Below are 18,555 nucleotides of genomic sequence, written 5' to 3' on the forward strand. Positions count from 1 at the left end.
CCGCCGCCGGCTCCGATGCCTGGCGCGCCATTGGCACCCCCGCCGCCGCCTCCTCCGGCCGACCCGTTCGCGCCGCCGCCGCCGGCTCCGATGCCTCCGGCCTGAGCGTGACCCGCGCCCGGATAGCCTCTGCGGCGTGATCGTGCTTCTTCCGCCCTCGGAGACCAAACGGGTCGGAGGCGACGGGCCCCCACTGCAGCTGGAGTCGCTCAGTTCGCCTGAGCTCGGGCCCCTGCGCGCCGAACTGCTCGACGAGCTCGTAAAACTGGCCGCCGACCGGCCCGCATGCCGGCGCGCCCTGGGGCTCTCCGCATCACAGGACGCCGAGATCGAGCGCAACGCGGAGTTGCACGTCGCGCCGACGTTGCCAGCGATGAGCCGCTACACCGGCGTCCTCTACGACGCGCTGGACGTCGGATCGCTGCGCGGGGCCGCCGCAGCGCGGGCAAGGGCACGGCTGGCCGTCGGCTCTGCCTTGTTCGGACTGCTGCGCGCCGACGATCCGGTCCCGGCCTATCGGCTCTCGGCAACGTCGAAGCTACCCGGCCGGCCGTCGTTGGCGACGCGGTGGCGCCCACTGCTGGAACCTGTGCTGGCCGACTGGGCCGTCGACGACCTGGTCGTCGACCTCCGCTCCGGTTCGTATGCGGCGCTCGGCCGGTTGCCCAATGCGGTACGGGTGGACGTGGTCGCCGAGCATCCGGACGGGCGCCGCAGCGTGGTGACCCACTTCAACAAGGCGCACAAGGGGCGACTCGCGCGCGTACTGGCGGCCTCGCGATCCGAACCTGCCGATGCGGCCGCGGTCGCAGCCGTGGCGCGGCGCGCGGGTATGCGGGTGGAACGCCGCGGCGACGAGTTGACCGTCGTCGTCGCCGCCTGAGCGCACCGCCGTCAGATCTTGACGATCATGTCGCTGGTGTAGAACTCCTTGGGGTCCTGGGAGAACGGGTCGGGCCGCGTGATCCACACCCACGCCCCCGTCGCTCCCGGTTCGATGCTGTCGTGGAGGCTGACGGTGCCGTGACCGACACCGTTGGTCTGCAACGGAGCCATGGCGACACCGGGATCGCTGCCGAGGCACGGTGCCGACGACGGCCGCGGAACCTGAATGAGCCGGACGTCGTAGCGCGTGTTGGGTACGGCCACGTCGAGCGTGACATCCGCGGACAGATTCGACCCGCTCGACCTGATGACGCTCGTGCCCCGCCCATAGCCGGTCGGGCCGTTGTAGTCGGTCTCGCTGTAATCGCAACGCCGCGACACCTGGTTCATCGGGACGAAGGTGTCATTGGCCGCCGCGATGCTGGCGGTCAGCAACCCCAGGGGTGCCGCGGTCGTGAGCGCGGCGGCCGAGGCCATCAGTCGGATCGATCGGCGCATGTCTTCGTCCCCGTTCCTCATCCGCGGTGTCTAGCCACCGGATTGACCGTCGTCGCTACCGTAAACCACCCGCCACCCGCGCCGGAACGGTTCGCCGTGTGTTCGGCGCCTGGGCGATCAGTCCCGGCACTCGACGACGTCGTAGGCGCCGTCGGCGTACCGCGCCCTGATCAACTTCTTGTCGAACTTTCCGACGCTGGTCTTGGGCACCTCCTCGACGAATGCCCAACGCTCCGGCAACCAGAATCGGGGCACGTTGTCGCTCAGATGTTTCCGCAACTCGTCGGGGGTGACGGACGCGTCCTCGTCGAGGACCACCGCCGCCAACGGCCGCTCCTGCCAACGATCGTCGGGCACCGCGACGACCGCCGCCTCGTACACGGCGGGGTGGTCCATGATGCGCAGCTCCAACTCCACCGACGAGATCCACTCCCCACCGGACTTGATTACGTCCTTGGCCCTGTCGGTCAACGTGATGAAGCCCTGAGGATCGATTTTTCCGACGTCACCGGTGCGCAACCACCCCTCGTCGAACTTGCTCGAGTCGGCGTTGAGGTAGTACGAGCCGGTGATCCACGGGCCGCGAATCTCGATCTCGCCCACGGCTTTCCCGTCGCTGGGCAGGACTGCGCCCTGGTCGTCGACGATGCGGATCTCCACACCGCACAATGCGCGGCCGGCCGCGGCCCGCAACGTCCAGTGGTCCTCGCCGGTCACTTCCGGTGGCGGGACCGCAATCGCCGCGAGCGGAGAGGTTTCGGTCATACCCCAACCTTGCCGGATGACGACGCCGAAGCGCTCCTGGTACTCCTTCATCATCGCCAGTGGGACCGCCGATCCGCCGCAGCAGACGTTGCGCAGCGACGAGATGTCCCTGTCCGGGTTGGCGTGCAAGAAGTTGAGCACGTCGTTCCATATCGTCGGCACCGCCGCCGACACCGTCGGGCGGTGACGCTCGATCATGTCGACCAGCGGGGCGGCCTGCAGAAACCGGTCGGGCAGCAGCAGATCCGCGCCGGCCATCACCGACGCATACGGCTGACCCCACGCATTGGCGTGAAACATCGGAACGACCGTCAACACGCGGTCACCGTCGGCCAGACCGATGCCGTTGGCCGAGCACACGGCCATCGAGTGCAGATACGTCGACCGGTGGCTGTAGACGACGCCCTTCGGGTTGCCGGTCGTGCCGCTGGTGTAACACATTGCGGCGGCAATCTTTTCGTCAAGTTCCGGCCAGTCGTACTCGAGCGGCTGCTCGGTGATGAGGTCGTCGTACCGGATCACCGTGGGGCCCGCGTCGGCGAGTTCGGAGATGTCGCCCTCCCCCACCACGACCACGGTGTGCACGGTCGCCAGCTGCGGCAGGATCGGTGCGAACAACGCCACGAGCGACATATCCACCAGCACAACGGAATCCTCGGCCTGGTTGGCGATGAACGCGACCTGATCGCCGCCCAGGCGGATGTTGAGTGTGTGCAGCACCGCGCCCATGCACGGCGCGGCGAAGTAGGCCTCGAGGTGTTCCTGGTTGTTCCACATGAACGTGGCGACCCGTTGCCCCTCGGTCACTCCGAGCGCACGCAGCCCGTTGGCCAACTGGGCCACCCGGCTTCCGAGCTCGCCGTAGCTGATCTCCCGCGAACCGTCGGGCGTCGCGGTGATCACCTTGCGACCGGAGTGCCACCCCGTGCCGTGTCGCAGGATCGTGGTCAGAGTCAGTGGAAAGTCCTGCATCGTGCTGTCCATCGGCACCTCCCGTGCGGCTGGCTCGATAGCGCCATGATGGTCCATGTCCTGGCGTTTCGACAGGAAACCGGGTATCGCGTCGCTAGCATCTGCGGTCATGGTCCAACCGAGCTATCCGCCCGCCTACCCGATGCCGCGGCCCCCGAAGCGGCCGGTGTCCGGCGCGGACATCGCGGCTTCGATAGTCGCCCTGGTGATGACCGCCGCGATGCTCGTCGTCGGTGCGGTGTTCGGGCTCTTCTCCCTCGCGTTCCTGGATCACTGCCCTCCCGAAAGTTGTAGCGAGGCGGGCGCGGTCGGCGCGATCATCAACGCGCTGTTGATCGCGGCTGCCATCGGTGTAGCCGGGTTGATCGTCACGGTCGTGCAGCTGGTGCGACGTGAGCGGGGCTGGCCGTTCGCTCTGGGAACCTTCGGGCTCTGCCTGGCCACGCTCATCGTCGGCGGCTTCTTCTACACCTTGGCGGTCGGCTGAAACCCCCGAGCGCCGCGGTGACTTGGCCTACCGTTGGTCGCGTGGAGACACACCCGGCAAAAGCCCGCGGCCTGGTCGCGGTCGAGGCACTGCGCTCAGGGGACCCTGTCGTCGATGTCAACGGTGGCGGTCAGCATTACACGGTGTTGGAGGCCAAGGACCTCGGCGAGGGGTGTGTCGTCCTCGAACTCGAGTCGAAGGCCCACGACGAACTGCGGGTGATCGAGATGACGTTCCCCGCCGGTTATCAGATGGAAGTATCGCCGCGCCGACTGCAGTAGACCGCCGTCGGCGTTACCTCAGATGGGAGTACGCGTGCTGCGCGATATCCGCGAGTTGTCCGATTCACCCGAGGAGTATGCCGAGGAACTGCGCAGGCGCTGGGGCGGACTGCTGAGTTATCGCTACATCGGCCGCAGTTACGCGCAGATGGACCTCGTCGAGGAGGACAACACGGTCACCGTGCGCCGCGATATGCGCGACGCGGCCGGTGGGCTGCTGTTCGCCGTGCTGGGCATCTCGGCACCCGAGAGTGGCCACATGTCCGACCTGGAGGCGGTGCCGAACCCGGTCATCCATTCCTGCCAGATCCTCGATCCGGGCCTGGGCGTGCGACGCTTCGAGGTGGTATCCGAGGAACTGAGGGTCGGCCGCCAGATGGGCTACAGCCGCGCAAAGATCGTCGACGCCGACAAGCCGGACCGCGTGCTCGCGCTGATCGAGGGTCAGGGGGTCAGCATCGGCATCCCGCCCGAGGGACTGGAACGAATGGAGGCCAACCCCCTCGAGATCGTCGACTCCCCCGACCTGCCGCCGCTGTGGCAGGTGTTCGGCGGCCATCGCCGGCCAGACGGCCGCTGGGGGCTGCCCGAACTGTCGGTCGAGGTCGCATCGCCCGATGCGGCCCTGCACGTCGGACCGCAGTTCGTCATCCTCGAGACCGCCGCCATCGACGCCGCGGCCGCCGCCGCGGGAACCGGCCGTCTCCACGGCGTGTCCTGCCATGTGATGTTCATGGCGCGCGGAAAGGCCGGCCCATTCCGGGTGGACACCGAAGCGCTGCGCGGGTCCGACGACACGTTCGCGGTCCGGGTGCTGATGCATGACGAGGGCGTCGACGACCGAGTCACCACCGCCGCGTCGTACGTGTTTCAGGTGGCCTGATCGGAATGATCGGCCGGGCGTCGTGAGACACTCTCGCCATGGTTGTCGCAATCGCCCGCCCGAAGCTCGAGGGCAGCGTCGCTGTCGGTGAGGATCGACGTATCGGCTTCGCCGAGTTCGGTGCCCCGCAAGGCCGCGCCATCTTCTGGCTGCACGGCACCCCGGGTGCCCGCCGTCAGATACCGATGGAAGCGCGCATCTATGCGGAGAAGGCGAACATCCGCCTGATTGGCCTCGACCGGCCCGGGATCGGATCCTCGACCCCGCACCGGTACGAGCGGGTCGTCGACTTCGCCGATGACCTGCGCACCATCGCCGACACGCTTGGTATCGACAAGATGGCCGTGGTCGGCCTCTCCGGTGGCGGCCCGTACACGCTCGGGTGCGCCGCCGCGATGCCCGACCGCGTCGTCGTCGCGGGGGTAATCGGCGGCGTCGCGCCCACGGTCGGCCCCGACGCGATCCCCGGCGGGCTGATGGGCAACCTCGGCACACGCGTCGCACCGCTGCTCCAGTACGCGGGAATCCCGGTCGGGCTGCTGGCCTCGGCACTGATCCGGTTCATCAAGCCGGTCGCCTCCCCCATCACCGATCTCTACGGTCGCGTGTCACCCGAGGGCGATCGCCGGCTTCTGGCCCGGCCGGAGATCAAGGCGATGTTCCTCGACGACCTGCTCAATGGCAGCCGCAAGCAGTTGGCGGCCCCGTTCTCCGACATCGTGGTCTTCGCCCGCGACTGGGGCTTCCGGCTCGATGAGATCGCGGTGCCCGTCCGGTGGTGGCATGGCGACGCCGACCACATCGTCCCGTTCAAGCATGGCGAGCACGTCGTCTCGAAGCTTCGCGACGCCGAGCTGTACACGATGCCCGGCGAGAGTCACCTCGCTGGCCTCGGCCGCGCCGAGGAAATCCTGCAGACGATGTTGAAGGTGTGGGACGAACAGAAGCCTCAGCGTCCCTGACCGCTCAACTCAGCGCTACAGCTCAGCGTTTGAGCCAGCCGGACACCGTGGACAGGTCCCGGCTGTAGGCCATCAGGATGTCGTCGTGGTACAGCGCACCGCCGCTGATGGCGTCGTTGCCCTGCCAGATCACGTGGATACGCACCGGGCTACGCGTGTAGTAGTCGGTACGGTCCGCCTCCCTGCGGTCCCATCCGACCTCTACGGCGCGTTCAGACATCTGCTCGCGCGCGTTCTCCGCCATCGGTACTCCTCCTGTGTCGGACCCGTACGTTAGCCGATCCGCATGGCACCGCTGCAGGAGGCTGCGGACGCGCATCTCAGCTCAGCGCCCGACGCAGCAGGTGCATGGCCACGGTGGTGGACCGCTCGCGGATGTCGGCCCGGTCACCGGGCATCCGCATCGATCTGGTCACCGCGGTGCCGTCCGCCAGCTTCAGGCTGAAACACACTGTGCCGACCGGCTTGTCCTTCGTCCCACCGCCGGGCCCGGCGATGCCCGTGATCGCGATCGCGGTGTCTGCGCCGAACCGGGTCAGCGCCCCGTCGGCCATCGCTTCGGCGACGGGCTCGGAGACCGCGCCGTGCCGTTCGATCAGCGCGGGGTCGACGCCGAGCAGTTCGGACTTGGCGTCGTTCGCGTAGGCGACCACCCCGCCCGCGACATATGCCGACGACCCGGCGAGGTCGGTCAGTCGCGCGGCCAACAGCCCGCCGGTGCACGACTCCGCGGTCGCGATACGACGCCCGGCCAGCAGCCGAGCGATCTGGTCGTCGATGCGAGAGCCGTCCTCAGAGAACACTGCATCGCCATGGCGATCGCGCAGCAGCGCCATCAGCTTCGCGTACGTCTCGGCGGCGTCGGGCTCATATCGGGTGACGACCTCGAGTTCGCCGCGCCGCAGGCAGGTGGTGATCTCGAGCCGATCAAAGCCGTCGACCTCGCGTTCAGCGTCGCGCAGCGTGTCGGCCAGCCCGGATTCCGGAAGCCCGAACATCCGCACCATCTCCTGGCGATACACCGTGCGGCCCGCGATCGCCTTCTGCACCGCGGCGGTCTGCAACGCCAACGGCCACATGGGCTGCAGCTCCCGCGGCGGGCCGGGCAGCACGACGACCGTCGGTGAGCCGGGAACCACGACACCCGGCGCGGTGCCCACCGGATCGATGACGTCAGCGCCTTCGGGGATCAGGGCCTGTTTGCGGTTGGCCACCCGGATCGCTTCGGCGTCGACGTCCGGGAAGCGTGCCATCAGCCGCGACACGATGTCGGCGATCTTCTCCTCGAGTCGGTTGTCCAACACCAACTCTCGGCCGCTGAACCGAGCCACGGTATCGACGGTCATATCGTCGGCAGTGGGCCCCAGTCCGCCGGTGGTGATGATGAGGTCCACACCCTCGTCGGCCAGGAAACGCAGCTGGGCCTCGATGTCGCCGCGCCGGTCGCCGCACATCGTGATGTGTGCCAGTTCGACACCCAACTCCAGCAGCCGGTCGGCCAGCCAGGGTCCGTTGAGGTCTTGGATCCGGCCGGTGAGGACTTCCGTACCGGTGACGACGATGCCCGCGCGTGCGCTCACGATTGACGACATTACGCACCCGACACAGCGGCGGCGCACGGCGGTAATGTCGTTACCCATGACCGCGCCCAAGTCGCTTCGCGAGTTGTTCGACCAACTCGGCCTGACGGAGGTGCCGTCGCCCGAGGGCACCGTGACGATGGAGATGCCGGTCGACGAGCGGACCATTAACACCGCGGGCGGTCTGCAGGGCGGCTTGATCGCGACGATGGCCGACGTGACGGCGGGTCAACTCGCCTCTCGAGTCACCCCGTTCGGCCACGCCATCGCCACCACCGACCTGTTCATCCGCTACCTGCGGCCCATCAAGATCGGGCCGGCGAGGGCGGTCGCGCGGATTCTGCGTACCGGGAAACGTTCGGCGGTCGTGCAGGTCGACATCTACCGCGGCAACGACGACGAAGTCGGAGCGACCGCGACGGTGAACTTCGCCGCCGTCGACTGATCTGACCCGAACCGCGCCCGCCGACGGCGGACCCACCCCTGGCCGAGTGTGGGGCTATGTCACGCTCGCGGCACGGAAGACGTGCGGGTAACCCACGTTCGGCGCCCTCGGGAGGAGGTCGGCGCGCTCGGGAGGAGGTCGGCGCGCTCGGGAGGCGGCGCCAGATCTACTTGTGCGGGACGTCGTTGGTCAGGCCGCCGTCCATGACGTACTCGGCGCCGGTCGAGTATCGGGACTCGTCGCTGGCCAGGAACACCACGAACGTGGCGACCTCCTCGGGCTGACCGGGCCGGCCCAGCGGGATCCGCAGCATGTTGTCCGGGAAGTGTTTGGTCATCGGGGTGCGGATGAAGCCGGGATGCACCGAATTCACCCGAATGTTGTGCGACCCCAGCTCGAGTGCCGCCGACTTGGTCAGCCCGCGCACCGCCCACTTGGAGGCGACGTACGGGTGCACCATCACCGCGCCGCGCAATCCCTCGATCGACGAGATGTTGATGATCGATCCGCCGCCCGCGGCCTTCATCGCCTCAACCGAATGCTGCATGCCGAGGAAGGTGCCGGTGAGGTTGACGTCGATGACCTTCTGCCACTTGGCCATGTCGAACTGACCGATCTGCCCGAGCGCGACGGTGCCCGCGTTGTTCACCAACACGTTGAGCTTGCCGAACTCGTTGACGGCGGTGGCGACGGCGGCCTCCCACTGGTCGGCCTGGGTGACGTCGAGGTGCACGTAGCGGGCGGACTCGCCGATCTCCTCGGCCAGCGCCTTACCCTTCTCGTCGAGGATGTCGCCGATCACTACCTTGGCACCCTCGGCAACCAGTGCACGGGCATCGGCCGCGCCCATCCCCTGCGCTCCGCCACTGATCAGAGCCACCTTGTCGTCCACACGTCCCATGGGGCGTCAGGCTACCGCACCCCGCGCAGAACTAGAACCTGTTCCAATTTGGCTGGCCACCACGCATACTGCTGGCCATGGCTATTCGGGTGGCGCTCATCGGAACCGGCAACTGCGGCAGCCTCGCACTGAAGCAACTCATCGACGATGCGCGGTTCGATCTCACCGGCGTCTGGGTCTCGTCGGAGGCCAAGGTGGGCAAGGACGCCGGCGAGCTGGCTGGCCTCGACGTCACCACCGGAGTGACCGCGGTCGATGATCTCGACACGATCATCGCCGGCGCACCGGAGTGCGTCGTCTACTGCGCGATGGGCGACACCCGACTGCCCGACGCGATGGCCGACGTGCGGAAAATCCTCGCGGCGGGCATCGATGTGGTCGGCTCCGGTCTCGGCGTATTGCAGTACCCGTGGCAGGTGATCCCTGACAAGTACATTCAGCGAGTCGAAGACGCTGCGCGAGACGGGAATTCGACGGTCTTCATGACGGGCGTCGACCCGGGCTTCGTGACCGACCTGCTCCCCTTCGCGCTCGCCGGAACATGTCAGAGCATCGAACAGATCCGCACGATGGAGATCGCCGACTATGCGAGCTACGACGGCGCCACGGTGATGTTCGACGTGATGGGCTTCGGGAACGAGATCGGTGACCTCCCGATGCTGTACCAGCCTGGGGTGCTGAGCATCGCCTGGGGCACCGCGATCCGGCAGCTCGCCGCGGGTCTGGGCATCGAGGTCGACGAGATCAAGGACTCCGTCGAACAAGAGCCTGCCCCCGAGGACTTCGACGTCGCGGTCGGCACGATCAAGAAGGGCACCGTGGCGGCGGTGCGCTTCTTGATCGAGGGCATGGTCGGAGGACGGCCGGCGATCGTCGTCGAGCACGTCACGCGGTTGCGCGGTGACCTGCGACCGGACTGGGCCCAACCCGCACAGCCGGGCGGTTCGTACCGCGTCGAGATCACCGGCGAGCCGTCCTACGTCATGGACATCTGCCCGACCAGCCGCAACGGTGACCACAATTACGCGGCGATCCTGGCCGCGGCCGGCCGCATCGTCAACGCGATTCCGGACGTGGTGGCGGCCGCGCCGGGGATCCGGACCACTTTGGACATGCCGCTCGTGACGGGCAAGGGACTGTATTCGGCTCAGTAGGCTGACGAGGTTATGAGCCTGCAGCCGGCGATACCCGAACGCGTGGACGCGGTAGCCGAAGTCGCCGCGAGCCCGCAGGGTCCCCGCGTCGGAGCGTTCTTCGACCTCGACGGCACGCTGGTCGACGGCTTCACGGCCACGGCACACGCCGCCGACCGCATCCGTCGCAGACAGGCGCGCATCGGCGAGGTGCTCGGTGTGGTCGAAGCGTCGCTGCGATACCGGTTGGGCCGCATGCAATTCGAGCGACTTCTCACCCGCGCGGCCGGTTATCTGCGCGGCGAGTCCCTGGCCGAACTCGACGAGCTCGGCGAGCGGCTCTTCGTCGAACGGGTGGCGGCGCGCGTGTTCCCCTACATGCACGAGATCGTCCAAGCCCACCAGCAGCGCGGTCACACCGTCGTGCTCAGCAGTTCGGCGCTGACCATCCACGCCGAGCCCGTCGCCCGGTTCACCGGGATCGACCACGTGTTGTGCAACCACTTCGAGGTCGACGAAGCCGGCCTCCTCACCGGCCGGATCGCCAAGCCCGTCATCTGGGGAGCCAACAAATCGACCGCGGTGCAGCGTTTCTGCGAGGCCAATGATGTTGAGCTGCAACGCAGCTACTTCTACGCCGACGGCGACGAGGACTCGGTGTTGATGGCTCTTGTCGGCAATCCGCGGCCGGTGAACCCGCGGCCCGGGCTCGCCGCGATGGCGGCCGAGCGCGAATGGCCGGTGTTACGCGTCGAGGGGGCGAGCAACCGCAGGCGGGTGTCGTTCCGGAGGCTGATCGGTTACGACTGACCGCATGCGTTGAGACTGTCGTTTATGACGGATTTCGCTCGAATCCCGTCATAACGCTGAATCTCGGCGAAGGATTGGGGCCGTGGCTGGGAAGTTCAACGACATCGCCGCCGTCGTCGCCACCGGCGACTTTGTGGCCGCCCGGTCCTGGTACTGCGAGGTGATGGGGCGCGGCCCCGACCTCGAGCCGATCGAGGGCGTCGCCGAGTGGCAGATCACTGCGACGGCCTGGCTGCAGCTCATGGAGGACCACGCACGGGCCGGGCGATCGGCGGTCCGGATCGGTGTCGACGACCTCGACGCGCAGACCGCCGAGTTGGCGAAGCTGGGTGTCGAGACCGGAGAGGTCGTCGTGATCGCCGGCCTGGTGAAGGTCCTCGACGTCGCCGACCCGGACGGCAACGAGGTCTCTTTCGTGCAAGACCTCGGCGCGTACTAAACTAGAACACGTTTCAATTTGAGCGGTGACACCAAGGAGCAGGCATGCGCACCCCGATCTGTAACGACCTCGGCATCGAGTACCCGATCTTCGCGTTCACCCACTGCCGCGACGTGGTGGTCGCCGTGAGCAAGGCCGGCGGATTCGGCGTGCTCGGCGCCGTCGGATACACCCCGGAACAGCTCGAGATCGAGCTCAAGTGGATCGACGAGAACATCGGAGACCACCCGTACGGCGTGGACATCGTGATCCCGAACAAGTACGAGGGCATGGACTCCGCCGATATGGACCCGGAGGTGCTCAAGAAGACGCTCAACGATCTCGTCCCGCAGGAGCACATCGACTTCGCCAAGAAGATCCTCTCCGAGCACGGCGTCCCGGTCGACCACAGCGACGACGACGCGTTGCAACTGCTCGGCTGGACCGAGGCCACCGCCACCCCGCAGGTCGAGGTCGCGCTGCGGCATCCGAAGTGCACGCTGATCGCCAACGCGCTCGGCACTCCCCCCGCCGACATGATCAAGCACATCCACGACGAAGGCCGTAAGGTCGCCGCGCTGTGCGGGTCGCCGTCGCAGGCGCGCAAACACGCCGACGCCGGGGTGGACATCATCATCGCCCAGGGCGGCGAAGCCGGCGGGCACTGCGGCGAGATCGGCTCGATCGTGCTGTGGCCGCAGGTCGTCAAGGAGGTCGCACCGGTGCCCGTGCTGGCCGCCGGCGGCATCGGCAGCGGCGAGCAGATCGCTGCCGCGCTGGCGCTCGGGACGCAAGGCGCCTGGACGGGTTCGCAGTGGGTGATGGTCGAAGAGTCGGAGAACACCCCGGTTCAGCACGCCGCGTACGTCAAGGCCACCAGCAAGGACACCGTGCGCAGCCGGTCGTTCACCGGTAAGCCCGCGCGGATGCTGCGCAACGAGTGGACCGAGGCGTGGGAGGATCCCAACAACCCCAAGCCGCTCGGAATGCCGTTGCAGTACATGGTTTCCGGAATGGCCGTGGCCGCCACCCACAAGTACCCGAACGAGTCCGTCGACGTGGCATTCAACCCGATCGGTCAGGTTGTCGGGCAGTTCAGCAAGGTCGAGAAGACCGCGACGGTAATCGAGCGCTGGGTGCAGGAGTACCTCGAGGCGACCGGCAGGCTCGACGAGATCAACGAGGCCGCCTCGGTCTGATTTCGGTGCGGTTCGCTGCGCTGAGCGCGACAAGCGACACCGAAATCACTCGGTGAGAAGTCGCTGCGTGGCCCGTTCCAGCACTTCGCGTCTGGTCAGTGCGCCGTGGTCGGCGGCGATGAAGTGACCTCCGATCGCCAGTGAGAAGGCGAGCATGGCCCGGGCCTCGACGTCGGCATCGTCGTCGACGAAAGTGCCGATGAGAGTACGCAGATACTCCATCCGTCGGTTGTCGACACGACGAAGGCGCCGAGCCACCGCGCGATCGCGGCGGGCCCAGTCACGCACCGCTAGGTCGACCGGGAGAAGTTCCTTCGAGAACGTGAGCAGGCCGGCCTTGCGGACCTTTGCCCTGGCGTCTCCACCCTCGGACTCGACACGTGCGAGCACGTCGTCGGTGCTCCGCTGCTCCCACGACTCCAACAGGGCGTCGAGGAAGTCCTGTCGATTGGTGAAGTGCCAGTAGAACCCGCCACGCGTGACGCCCAACGCTTTGGCGAGTAGATCCACCCGAACGGCATCCGGCCCACCCGCTGCCAACGCCTCGAGTCCGGCGTCGATCCACCCGTTCCGTGGTGTGCGGATCTGAGCAACCATCGGGAACCCCCGTGCTAAGGCCTTGACGGCGTGACGGATTCAAGCATACAGTTATGTATGTTTGGTGGAGAGCGACTCGCCGACGCCGAGCACCTGGCCCGGCCTTGGCGCATCCACGAAATCGCGGGCGAGTTCGAGGTTCTCGACGTCTGGGCGCTTCCCACGCCCGGCAGCCGCGACGATTTCGGCGACCTCGTCGGCCTCTGGCGCGCGTTCGACCCCGGCAGAACCTCCCCCGTCGTACGCGCGCTGTTCGCTGCCCGTTGGGCGCTCGGAAGGTGGTTCGCGCTCGACACGCCGAAAGAAGGACTGGGCGTACGCGTCGCGACGCTGCGGGACCGGCTCGCGCCGGAATTGCGGTCTACGGCATCACAACTCGGCATCGAACACGATCACTTTGAACCCCTGTACCTCACCGACGACGAATTCGCGGTGGAGATCGCCAACCGAACCGTGCACGGGGTCCTGCATGTCGGCTGGATGGCCGACGCCACGGGTGTGCACCGCGGGCAGATGGCGGTTCTTGTCCGGCCCAACGGCGCGATGGGCCGGATGTATCTGACAGCGATCGCCCTCTTCCGTCACCTGATCGTCTATCCGCTGATGCTGCGCGACATCGGCCGACTGTGGCGCAGTGGGCCGAATGTGAACCGACACCATGAAAGGTAGGCAACCATGACGAAAACCCAAGCCTCCGAACACCGCGTTCGGCAGGTACACCCGGTGGATGCGCTGCTGTCAGTGAGCACGCTCGGGCGTATCGACTACGCCGACGCCTTCGAGGTCGGCATCGAGCATCCGCTCGAGCGCAGTGCCGAAGACTGGATGCGCACGATATTGGAAGGGGCACCGGTTCACATGCGCATCCGTCTGCTCTCGGCGTGGTCGGCGATCGGACTCAAGCTGCGGCCCCCCGGGTCGAATCGGACGATCCTCGGGTGGCCCATCCGCGACACCGTCGCCGATTCCGTCCTGCTCGGTGCACACTCACGTATCGGAATGCCCGGGGAGCTGTTGTTGCGCCGCCGGGACGGCGGGTTACTGTTCGCGACGTTCGTCCGTCAGGACAACCCGATCGCGCGCAGGCTGTGGTCGACGATCGAGGATTCGCACGTGCAAACGGTGCGATCGCTGCTGGAACGAGTCCGCCGCTAGGGCGTCGGCGCCGAAGGCGCGGGAACGGGCGCCGAAGGCGCGGGAACGGGCGCCGAAGGCGCGGGAACGGGCGGCGCTGGGGGCGCCGGCGCCACCTGCGCGGGAGCTGCCGGCGCGTTCGGCACGTAGGGTCCGGGCTTCTGCTCCGGAATCGGCGTGTTCATGCCGCGCTGTGCGAGACCCATGATCAACGCTTCCTTACCGCTGATCTCCTGCCTCTGGACGGCGTGCCACAAGTCCTTCAGGTAGCTGACGTTTGGACTCTCGTTTCCTCGGCCGGTCGGGTCCAGCACGGTCCCCGGCGGCAGCGTCTCCGGGCTCGCGAGGTGCGGGACGGGCTCGGGCGGGGTGGCCGGGGTTTCGGCTTCTTCAGGCGCGGGCGGTGGTGCCGCGGGCACAGGGCGCATCAACGCCAACGGATCCGGGGCGGTTGCCGGTGGCGGGGCGGGCGCCGGCGCAGCGGCTTCCAGAACCGGCGCGCTGCTGGGCGCCGCGGGCGGCGCTGGCGAAGGAACCGGCGCGGCAGGTTCGGCGAGGGTCTGCGGCGCAGCGGCCATGAGTGCCGCTGCCAATCCCGCGCCAAGCAGCGAAAGCTTCTTCGGGTTGATGACGATCCTCACCGCTGCCCCCTTTCCGGGCTACCGCCGTAAGACCGGAGCGCGGCCTTCGACGGCGTCACTGTTGGTTCGAACAGTTTCGCAGAATTGTTACAGGAGTGCTCGTCGTGACGAAGAGGTCAATTACCGCGACGCAGAGAACACGTTCCACTTCTCTTTTCGTCGGACTTTCCCGAACCCGCCTCACCAGCCCCTGACCGTGGTGTAGCAAGGCGGTGAGGGCACTAGACGACGTCATAGAGGAATGCAGCCATGCCGACCCCGAACCTTCCGCCCGGATTCGATTTCACCGATCCAGATATCTATGCCGAACGCCTGCCGGTCGACGAACTCGCCGAGCTGCGCAAGGTGGCGCCGATCTGGTGGAACGAACAGACGAAAGGAAACCTGGCCTTCGGCGACGACGGTTTCTGGGTGGTCACCAAGCACAAGGACGTCAAGGAGATCTCGCGACGCAGCGACGTCTTCTCCAGCAACAAGAAGACCGCGCTTCCCCGCTATCGCGACGAGGCCGATCCCGAATCGCTCGAGGGCGGCAAGGTGGTCCTGCTCAATCAGGACGCCCCGCACCATACGCATCTGCGCAAGATCGTCTCGCGTGCGTTCACCCCGCGCGCGGTCGAATCCCTGCGCGCCGAACTGCGCGAGCGCGCGGCCAAGATCGTCAGGGCGGCCGCCGCCGAGGGCTCCGGCGACTTCGTCGAGCAGGTGTCGGCCGAGCTTCCACTGCAGGCGATCGCGGGGCTGATGGGTGTGCCGCAGGAAGATCGGATGAAGCTGTTCCACTGGTCGAATCAGATGGTGGGCGATCAGGATCCGGAGTACACCCGCAACGACCCCACCGCCGCCTCGGTCGAGCTGATCATGTACGGCATGCAGATGGCCGCGGAGCGCAGCAAGAACCCGGGCGAGGATCTGGTCACCAAGCTCGTGCAGGCCGACGTCGAGGGGCACAAACTCACCGACGACGAGTTCGGCTTCTTCGTCATTCTGCTGGCGGTGGCGGGCAACGAGACGACGCGGAACTCGATCACCCAAGGCATGATGGCGTTCACCGAATTCCCCGACCAGTGGGAGCTTTTCAAGCGGGAACGGCCCGTCACCGCCGCCGACGAGATCGTGCGCTGGGCCACCCCCGTCACGTCGTTTCAGCGCACCGCACTCGAGGACACCGAGCTGTCCGGTGTGAGGATCAAGAAAGGCGACCGGGTCGTCATGTTCTACCGGTCGGCCAATTTCGACGAAGAGGTCTTCGACGACCCCTACACCTTCAACATCCTGCGAGATCCCAACCCGCACGTAGGATTCGGCGGCACGGGTGCGCACTACTGCATAGGCGCGAACCTGGCCCGTATGACGATCGACCTCATCTTCAACGCGATCGCCGACGAGATGCCGAACCTGCGGCCGCTGAGCCCGCCCGAACGGCTCCGGTCCGGATGGCTCAACGGCATCAAACACTGGCAGGTCGACTACGTCGGCGCCCGCAGCGAGCCCGCGCCGTGACGGCGTCCCCCGATCGGTGGACACCCCTTTCCACCGGGGAAGGGTCCGATCGGCGGACGCGCCGGGTGGCAGCGCATCGATACCTTCACTTCGGCACCTGAAAGAGACGGGTGTCTGGTTCCACCCGGACGGGATCGACTACCAAGCCGGGTCTTGTTCGCAAGACCGGACCGTGAGTTGTCCATCGGGGGCACGCCTTATCCCACGGTCTGTCCCGTCCGGGCCCCCACCGCGTATCAGTAGTCGATGATCGAGCGCCAGTACTCCTCCGGTATCTCGCCGTTCGACTTCAGCACCATGGCCAGACCGGTCGCCATCGCGATGCCGAGCAGGCCCAGCCATAACCCGAAGACGCCGATGACGATCCAGAGCGCGGTGGTGACGGCCGGCCACGGCGACAGCATCGCCAGCGCGGGCGCGAAGAAGAAGCCGGCACCGATGTACCACGCCGACCCGGCGCGGTCGGAGATCAGCACGAAACGCAGCCACCGGGGGATCGGCGTCGTCGCGGGTATCGCCCCCATGATTGCCTCCTTCTGTTCGATGGCACTGACAACGCTGCCCTCCTGAGGTAACCAGCGCAATTACCTGCCAGGTAGTGGCCCGGGCGCCCGTGGGCGGCCACACTGGCAACATGACCTTCGCGGCTGTGCAGACCCAGACATTCGGCGCGCTGTTGAAACAGTGGCGTGGCCGCCGTCGGCTCAGCCAGCTCGATCTCGCCGTCGCCGCCGATGTGTCGCCCCGGCACGTCAGCTTCATCGAGACCGGACGATCCACCCCGAGCCGGACGATGGTACTGCGGCTGGCCGAGGTGCTCGACGTGCCGCGTCGTGAGCAGAACCAGCTGTTGATGGCGGCAGGTTTGGCGCCGGTGCACCCCGAGCGGTCCCTCGATGACCCGGACATGGCTGCAGTCCGCGCCGGAATCGATCGAGTCCTGTTCGCCTACAACCCTTTTCCGTGTGTCGTGGTGGACCGCGGATGGCAGATCGTGCGGGCCAACGAGGGTGCCGGCGTGCTGATGGACGGTGTCGCACCAGAACTGCTCGAACGCCCGAACGCGCTGCGCATCGCCTTGCATCCCAACGGTCTGGCGCCGAGGATCAGAAACCTCGCGCAGTGGCGGCACCACCTCATCGAGCGCCTCCGGCGTGAGGTCGCCGTGAGCGGCTCCGATGAGCTGTCGTCGCTCTTGGCCGAAATCGACTCCTACCCCGGCGGTTCCGCCGGCTCATCGGATCTGGGCAGCGTGGCGGTACCGCTCGAGCTCGCCACACCCGACGGGCGCCTGCTGACCTTCCTGTCCACCGTGACGACGTTCGGCACCGCGCTCGACCTCACCGCCGCCGAGCTCTCGATCGAGGCTTTCCTGCCCGCCGATGACGCCACCGCCGCCGCCTTGCGGTGAGAGCCGGCGATCATCGGATCCTGGAGGGCATCTCGATCGCCGGGTTCATCGGCGCGACCAACCGGATCGGTATCGCGCTGTCGGCCCCACCCAATCCCGAGTACACGGGTATCCCCGGCCGCTGACCGCCGGAACACGCCGCACCGGTAGTCGACCGAACCACGCATATGCGGCCGCAAACACCAATAGAGTCTGGCGTCATGGACATCCGACTCGTTGCGGCGGCCGCGGTCATTCTCGGTGCCGGGGTCGCGGGCTGCTCCACACCGCCCGCGGCACTCGGTGGGACGACCGCGAAGGTAACCATCAACGGCGAGAGCACCGGTGGACCGCACGCCGTGTCGTGCACCCAGTCCGGGTGGCTGTGGACGATCGAGACACCCGACGAGAACAAAGGCTTCACGGCCAGCGTCGGCACCGGAGACAAGGTCACCGTCGAATCGGTGGCCTTCCACGACTTCGGCGGCTTCACCGGCAACTTCTGGCAGGGGAACATCGGCGAGGCCGAGGTCGAGGGCGACGGCGGCACGTTCACCATCACCGGGTCGGCGGATGGGTCGTTCACCGACAACCCGAGTAACGCGGTGACGGCCACCTTCCGCATCGAAGCCCACTGCTGAGGGTCTGCGTCGTGCATGAGTTTCGTCGGGCGGTCGAGTCCGGGGATCTCGATGCCGTCATCGCGCTGTGCCGCGACGACATCGTGTTCCGCAGCCCCGTCGTCTTCACCCCATACGAGGGGCGCGATGCGCTGCGAACGATCCTCGCGGCGGTGATGGAGGTCTTCGAGGACTTCCGTTACGTCCGTGAGATCGGAGCGGCCGACGTCCGGGACCACGCGCTGGTGTTCCAGGCGAAAGTCGGCGACAAGGACATCGAAGGATGCGACTTCGTTCGAACCGATGAGGACGGGGCCATCAGCGAGCTCACCGTGATGGTGCGCCCGTTATCGGCGACGCTGAGCCTGGCAGAGACCATGAAGGAGCGGCTGGCGGGAGCCTGATCCACTGGTCTGACCACTTGACCTCTGGCCTGTCCGGTGGCACGCTA

General features: G+C 67.1%; 24 protein-coding genes and 1 pseudogene. 17 read left to right on the forward strand and 8 right to left on the reverse strand.

Annotated features, from left to right (window positions below):
* Positions 1-136: 136 nt before the first annotated feature.
* Positions 137-883, forward strand: coding sequence for a peroxide stress protein YaaA (yaaA, locus tag A5790_RS11260; protein ID WP_066843701.1), 747 nt, complete (start codon positions 137-139; stop codon positions 881-883).
* 11 nt (positions 884-894) lie between these two features.
* Here the strand turns inward: yaaA and A5790_RS11265 are convergent, their stop codons facing one another.
* Positions 895-1,404, reverse strand: coding sequence for a hypothetical protein (locus A5790_RS11265; protein WP_082961682.1), 510 nt, complete (start codon positions 1,402-1,404; stop codon positions 895-897).
* A gap of 96 nt (positions 1,405-1,500) precedes the next feature.
* Positions 1,501-3,132, reverse strand: coding sequence for a fatty acid--CoA ligase (locus A5790_RS11270; RefSeq protein ID WP_066844142.1), 1,632 nt, complete (start codon positions 3,130-3,132; stop codon positions 1,501-1,503).
* Positions 3,133-3,229: 97 nt separating this feature from the next.
* Between A5790_RS11270 and A5790_RS11275 the strand changes: the two genes are divergently transcribed.
* Genes A5790_RS11275 through A5790_RS11290 form a run of 4 tightly spaced genes read left to right on the forward strand, consistent with a single transcriptional unit; the run spans position 3,230 to position 5,733 of the window.
* On the forward strand, positions 3,230-3,607 hold the full coding sequence (locus A5790_RS11275; RefSeq protein ID WP_082961689.1) for a hypothetical protein: 378 nt from the start codon (positions 3,230-3,232) through the stop codon (positions 3,605-3,607).
* Between the two features lie 41 nt (positions 3,608-3,648).
* On the forward strand, positions 3,649-3,888 hold the full coding sequence (locus A5790_RS11280) for a hypothetical protein (RefSeq protein ID WP_066843704.1): 240 nt from the start codon (positions 3,649-3,651) through the stop codon (positions 3,886-3,888).
* Between the two features lie 34 nt (positions 3,889-3,922).
* The gene (locus A5790_RS11285; protein WP_066843707.1) at positions 3,923-4,771 is read left to right on the forward strand and encodes a hypothetical protein; all 849 of its coding nucleotides are present in this window, start codon (positions 3,923-3,925) and stop codon (positions 4,769-4,771) included.
* A gap of 38 nt (positions 4,772-4,809) precedes the next feature.
* On the forward strand, positions 4,810-5,733 hold the full coding sequence (locus A5790_RS11290) for an alpha/beta fold hydrolase (RefSeq protein ID WP_066843710.1): 924 nt from the start codon (positions 4,810-4,812) through the stop codon (positions 5,731-5,733).
* A gap of 22 nt (positions 5,734-5,755) precedes the next feature.
* On the opposite strand, the gene A5790_RS11295 is transcribed toward A5790_RS11290, so the two are convergent.
* Positions 5,756-5,977 (reverse strand): hypothetical protein, encoded by a 222-nt coding sequence (locus A5790_RS11295; RefSeq protein ID WP_064393793.1) that lies wholly within the window; start codon positions 5,975-5,977, stop codon positions 5,756-5,758.
* 76 nt (positions 5,978-6,053) lie between these two features.
* A complete protein-coding gene (locus tag A5790_RS11300) occupies positions 6,054-7,313 on the reverse strand; it encodes a competence/damage-inducible protein A (RefSeq protein WP_066844153.1) in 1,260 nt (419 codons plus the stop codon).
* 58 nt (positions 7,314-7,371) lie between these two features.
* Between A5790_RS11300 and A5790_RS11305 the strand changes: the two genes are divergently transcribed.
* Complete coding sequence (locus A5790_RS11305; RefSeq protein WP_066843714.1) at positions 7,372-7,758, forward strand: PaaI family thioesterase; 387 nt, start codon at positions 7,372-7,374, stop codon at positions 7,756-7,758.
* A gap of 166 nt (positions 7,759-7,924) precedes the next feature.
* On the opposite strand, the gene A5790_RS11310 is transcribed toward A5790_RS11305, so the two are convergent.
* Complete coding sequence (locus A5790_RS11310; RefSeq protein ID WP_064393791.1) at positions 7,925-8,659, reverse strand: glucose 1-dehydrogenase; 735 nt, start codon at positions 8,657-8,659, stop codon at positions 7,925-7,927.
* 77 nt (positions 8,660-8,736) lie between these two features.
* Between A5790_RS11310 and A5790_RS11315 the strand changes: the two genes are divergently transcribed.
* From A5790_RS11315 to A5790_RS11330, 4 genes are all read left to right on the forward strand, one after another.
* On the forward strand, positions 8,737-9,813 hold the full coding sequence (locus tag A5790_RS11315; protein ID WP_066843717.1) for a diacylglycerol kinase: 1,077 nt from the start codon (positions 8,737-8,739) through the stop codon (positions 9,811-9,813).
* A 12-nt stretch (positions 9,814-9,825) separates the two neighbouring features.
* On the forward strand, positions 9,826-10,602 hold the full coding sequence (locus A5790_RS11320; RefSeq protein WP_066843720.1) for an HAD family phosphatase: 777 nt from the start codon (positions 9,826-9,828) through the stop codon (positions 10,600-10,602).
* An 82-nt stretch (positions 10,603-10,684) separates the two neighbouring features.
* On the forward strand, positions 10,685-11,041 hold the full coding sequence (locus A5790_RS11325; RefSeq protein ID WP_231987752.1) for a VOC family protein: 357 nt from the start codon (positions 10,685-10,687) through the stop codon (positions 11,039-11,041).
* Positions 11,042-11,085: 44 nt separating this feature from the next.
* Positions 11,086-12,219, forward strand: a complete 1,134-nt coding sequence (locus A5790_RS11330) for a nitronate monooxygenase (protein ID WP_064425504.1) — start codon at positions 11,086-11,088, stop codon at positions 12,217-12,219.
* Positions 12,220-12,264: 45 nt separating this feature from the next.
* Here the strand turns inward: A5790_RS11330 and A5790_RS11335 are convergent, their stop codons facing one another.
* A complete protein-coding gene (locus tag A5790_RS11335) occupies positions 12,265-12,816 on the reverse strand; it encodes a TetR/AcrR family transcriptional regulator (RefSeq protein WP_066843726.1) in 552 nt (183 codons plus the stop codon).
* A gap of 57 nt (positions 12,817-12,873) precedes the next feature.
* Between A5790_RS11335 and A5790_RS11340 the strand changes: the two genes are divergently transcribed.
* Together A5790_RS11340 and A5790_RS11345 are read left to right on the forward strand one after the other, a co-directional pair.
* On the forward strand, positions 12,874-13,485 hold the full coding sequence (locus tag A5790_RS11340) for a DUF2867 domain-containing protein (protein ID WP_066843729.1): 612 nt from the start codon (positions 12,874-12,876) through the stop codon (positions 13,483-13,485).
* A 6-nt stretch (positions 13,486-13,491) separates the two neighbouring features.
* Positions 13,492-13,971 (forward strand): hypothetical protein, encoded by a 480-nt coding sequence (locus A5790_RS11345; protein WP_066843731.1) that lies wholly within the window; start codon positions 13,492-13,494, stop codon positions 13,969-13,971.
* On the opposite strand, the gene A5790_RS11350 is transcribed toward A5790_RS11345, so the two are convergent.
* Complete coding sequence (locus tag A5790_RS11350; RefSeq protein WP_156656365.1) at positions 13,968-14,591, reverse strand: hypothetical protein; 624 nt, start codon at positions 14,589-14,591, stop codon at positions 13,968-13,970. The two genes, A5790_RS11345 and A5790_RS11350, sit on opposite strands and share 4 nt — an antisense overlap.
* A 249-nt stretch (positions 14,592-14,840) precedes the next feature.
* Between A5790_RS11350 and A5790_RS11355 the strand changes: the two genes are divergently transcribed.
* Complete coding sequence (locus A5790_RS11355; RefSeq protein WP_066843734.1) at positions 14,841-16,094, forward strand: cytochrome P450; 1,254 nt, start codon at positions 14,841-14,843, stop codon at positions 16,092-16,094.
* A gap of 236 nt (positions 16,095-16,330) precedes the next feature.
* Here A5790_RS11355 and A5790_RS11360 read toward each other — a convergent pair whose 3' ends face one another.
* Complete coding sequence (locus tag A5790_RS11360) at positions 16,331-16,618, reverse strand: hypothetical protein (protein ID WP_066843737.1); 288 nt, start codon at positions 16,616-16,618, stop codon at positions 16,331-16,333.
* A gap of 110 nt (positions 16,619-16,728) precedes the next feature.
* On the opposite strand from A5790_RS11360, the gene A5790_RS11365 reads away from it, so the two are divergent.
* The 4 genes and pseudogenes from A5790_RS11365 to A5790_RS11375 all read left to right on the forward strand — a co-directional run bounded on the left by A5790_RS11365 (position 16,729) and on the right by A5790_RS11375 (position 18,508).
* Positions 16,729-17,505, forward strand: coding sequence for a helix-turn-helix transcriptional regulator (locus A5790_RS11365; protein WP_066843740.1), 777 nt, complete (start codon positions 16,729-16,731; stop codon positions 17,503-17,505).
* 8 nt (positions 17,506-17,513) lie between these two features.
* Positions 17,514-17,630: pseudogene (locus A5790_RS25430) on the forward strand (peroxidase); the annotation flags it as partial.
* Between the two features lie 75 nt (positions 17,631-17,705).
* Positions 17,706-18,125 (forward strand): lipoprotein LpqH, encoded by a 420-nt coding sequence (locus A5790_RS11370; protein ID WP_064418639.1) that lies wholly within the window; start codon positions 17,706-17,708, stop codon positions 18,123-18,125.
* A gap of 11 nt (positions 18,126-18,136) precedes the next feature.
* Positions 18,137-18,508 carry a nuclear transport factor 2 family protein gene (locus A5790_RS11375; protein WP_066843743.1) on the forward strand — a complete coding sequence of 124 codons (372 nt, stop codon included), beginning with the start codon at positions 18,137-18,139 and terminating at the stop codon, positions 18,506-18,508.
* Positions 18,509-18,555 lie beyond the last annotated feature (47 nt).

The organism is Mycobacterium sp. 852002-51152_SCH6134967 (genome assembly GCF_001667105.1).
Taxonomy (GTDB): domain Bacteria; phylum Actinomycetota; class Actinomycetes; order Mycobacteriales; family Mycobacteriaceae; genus Mycobacterium; species Mycobacterium neumannii_A.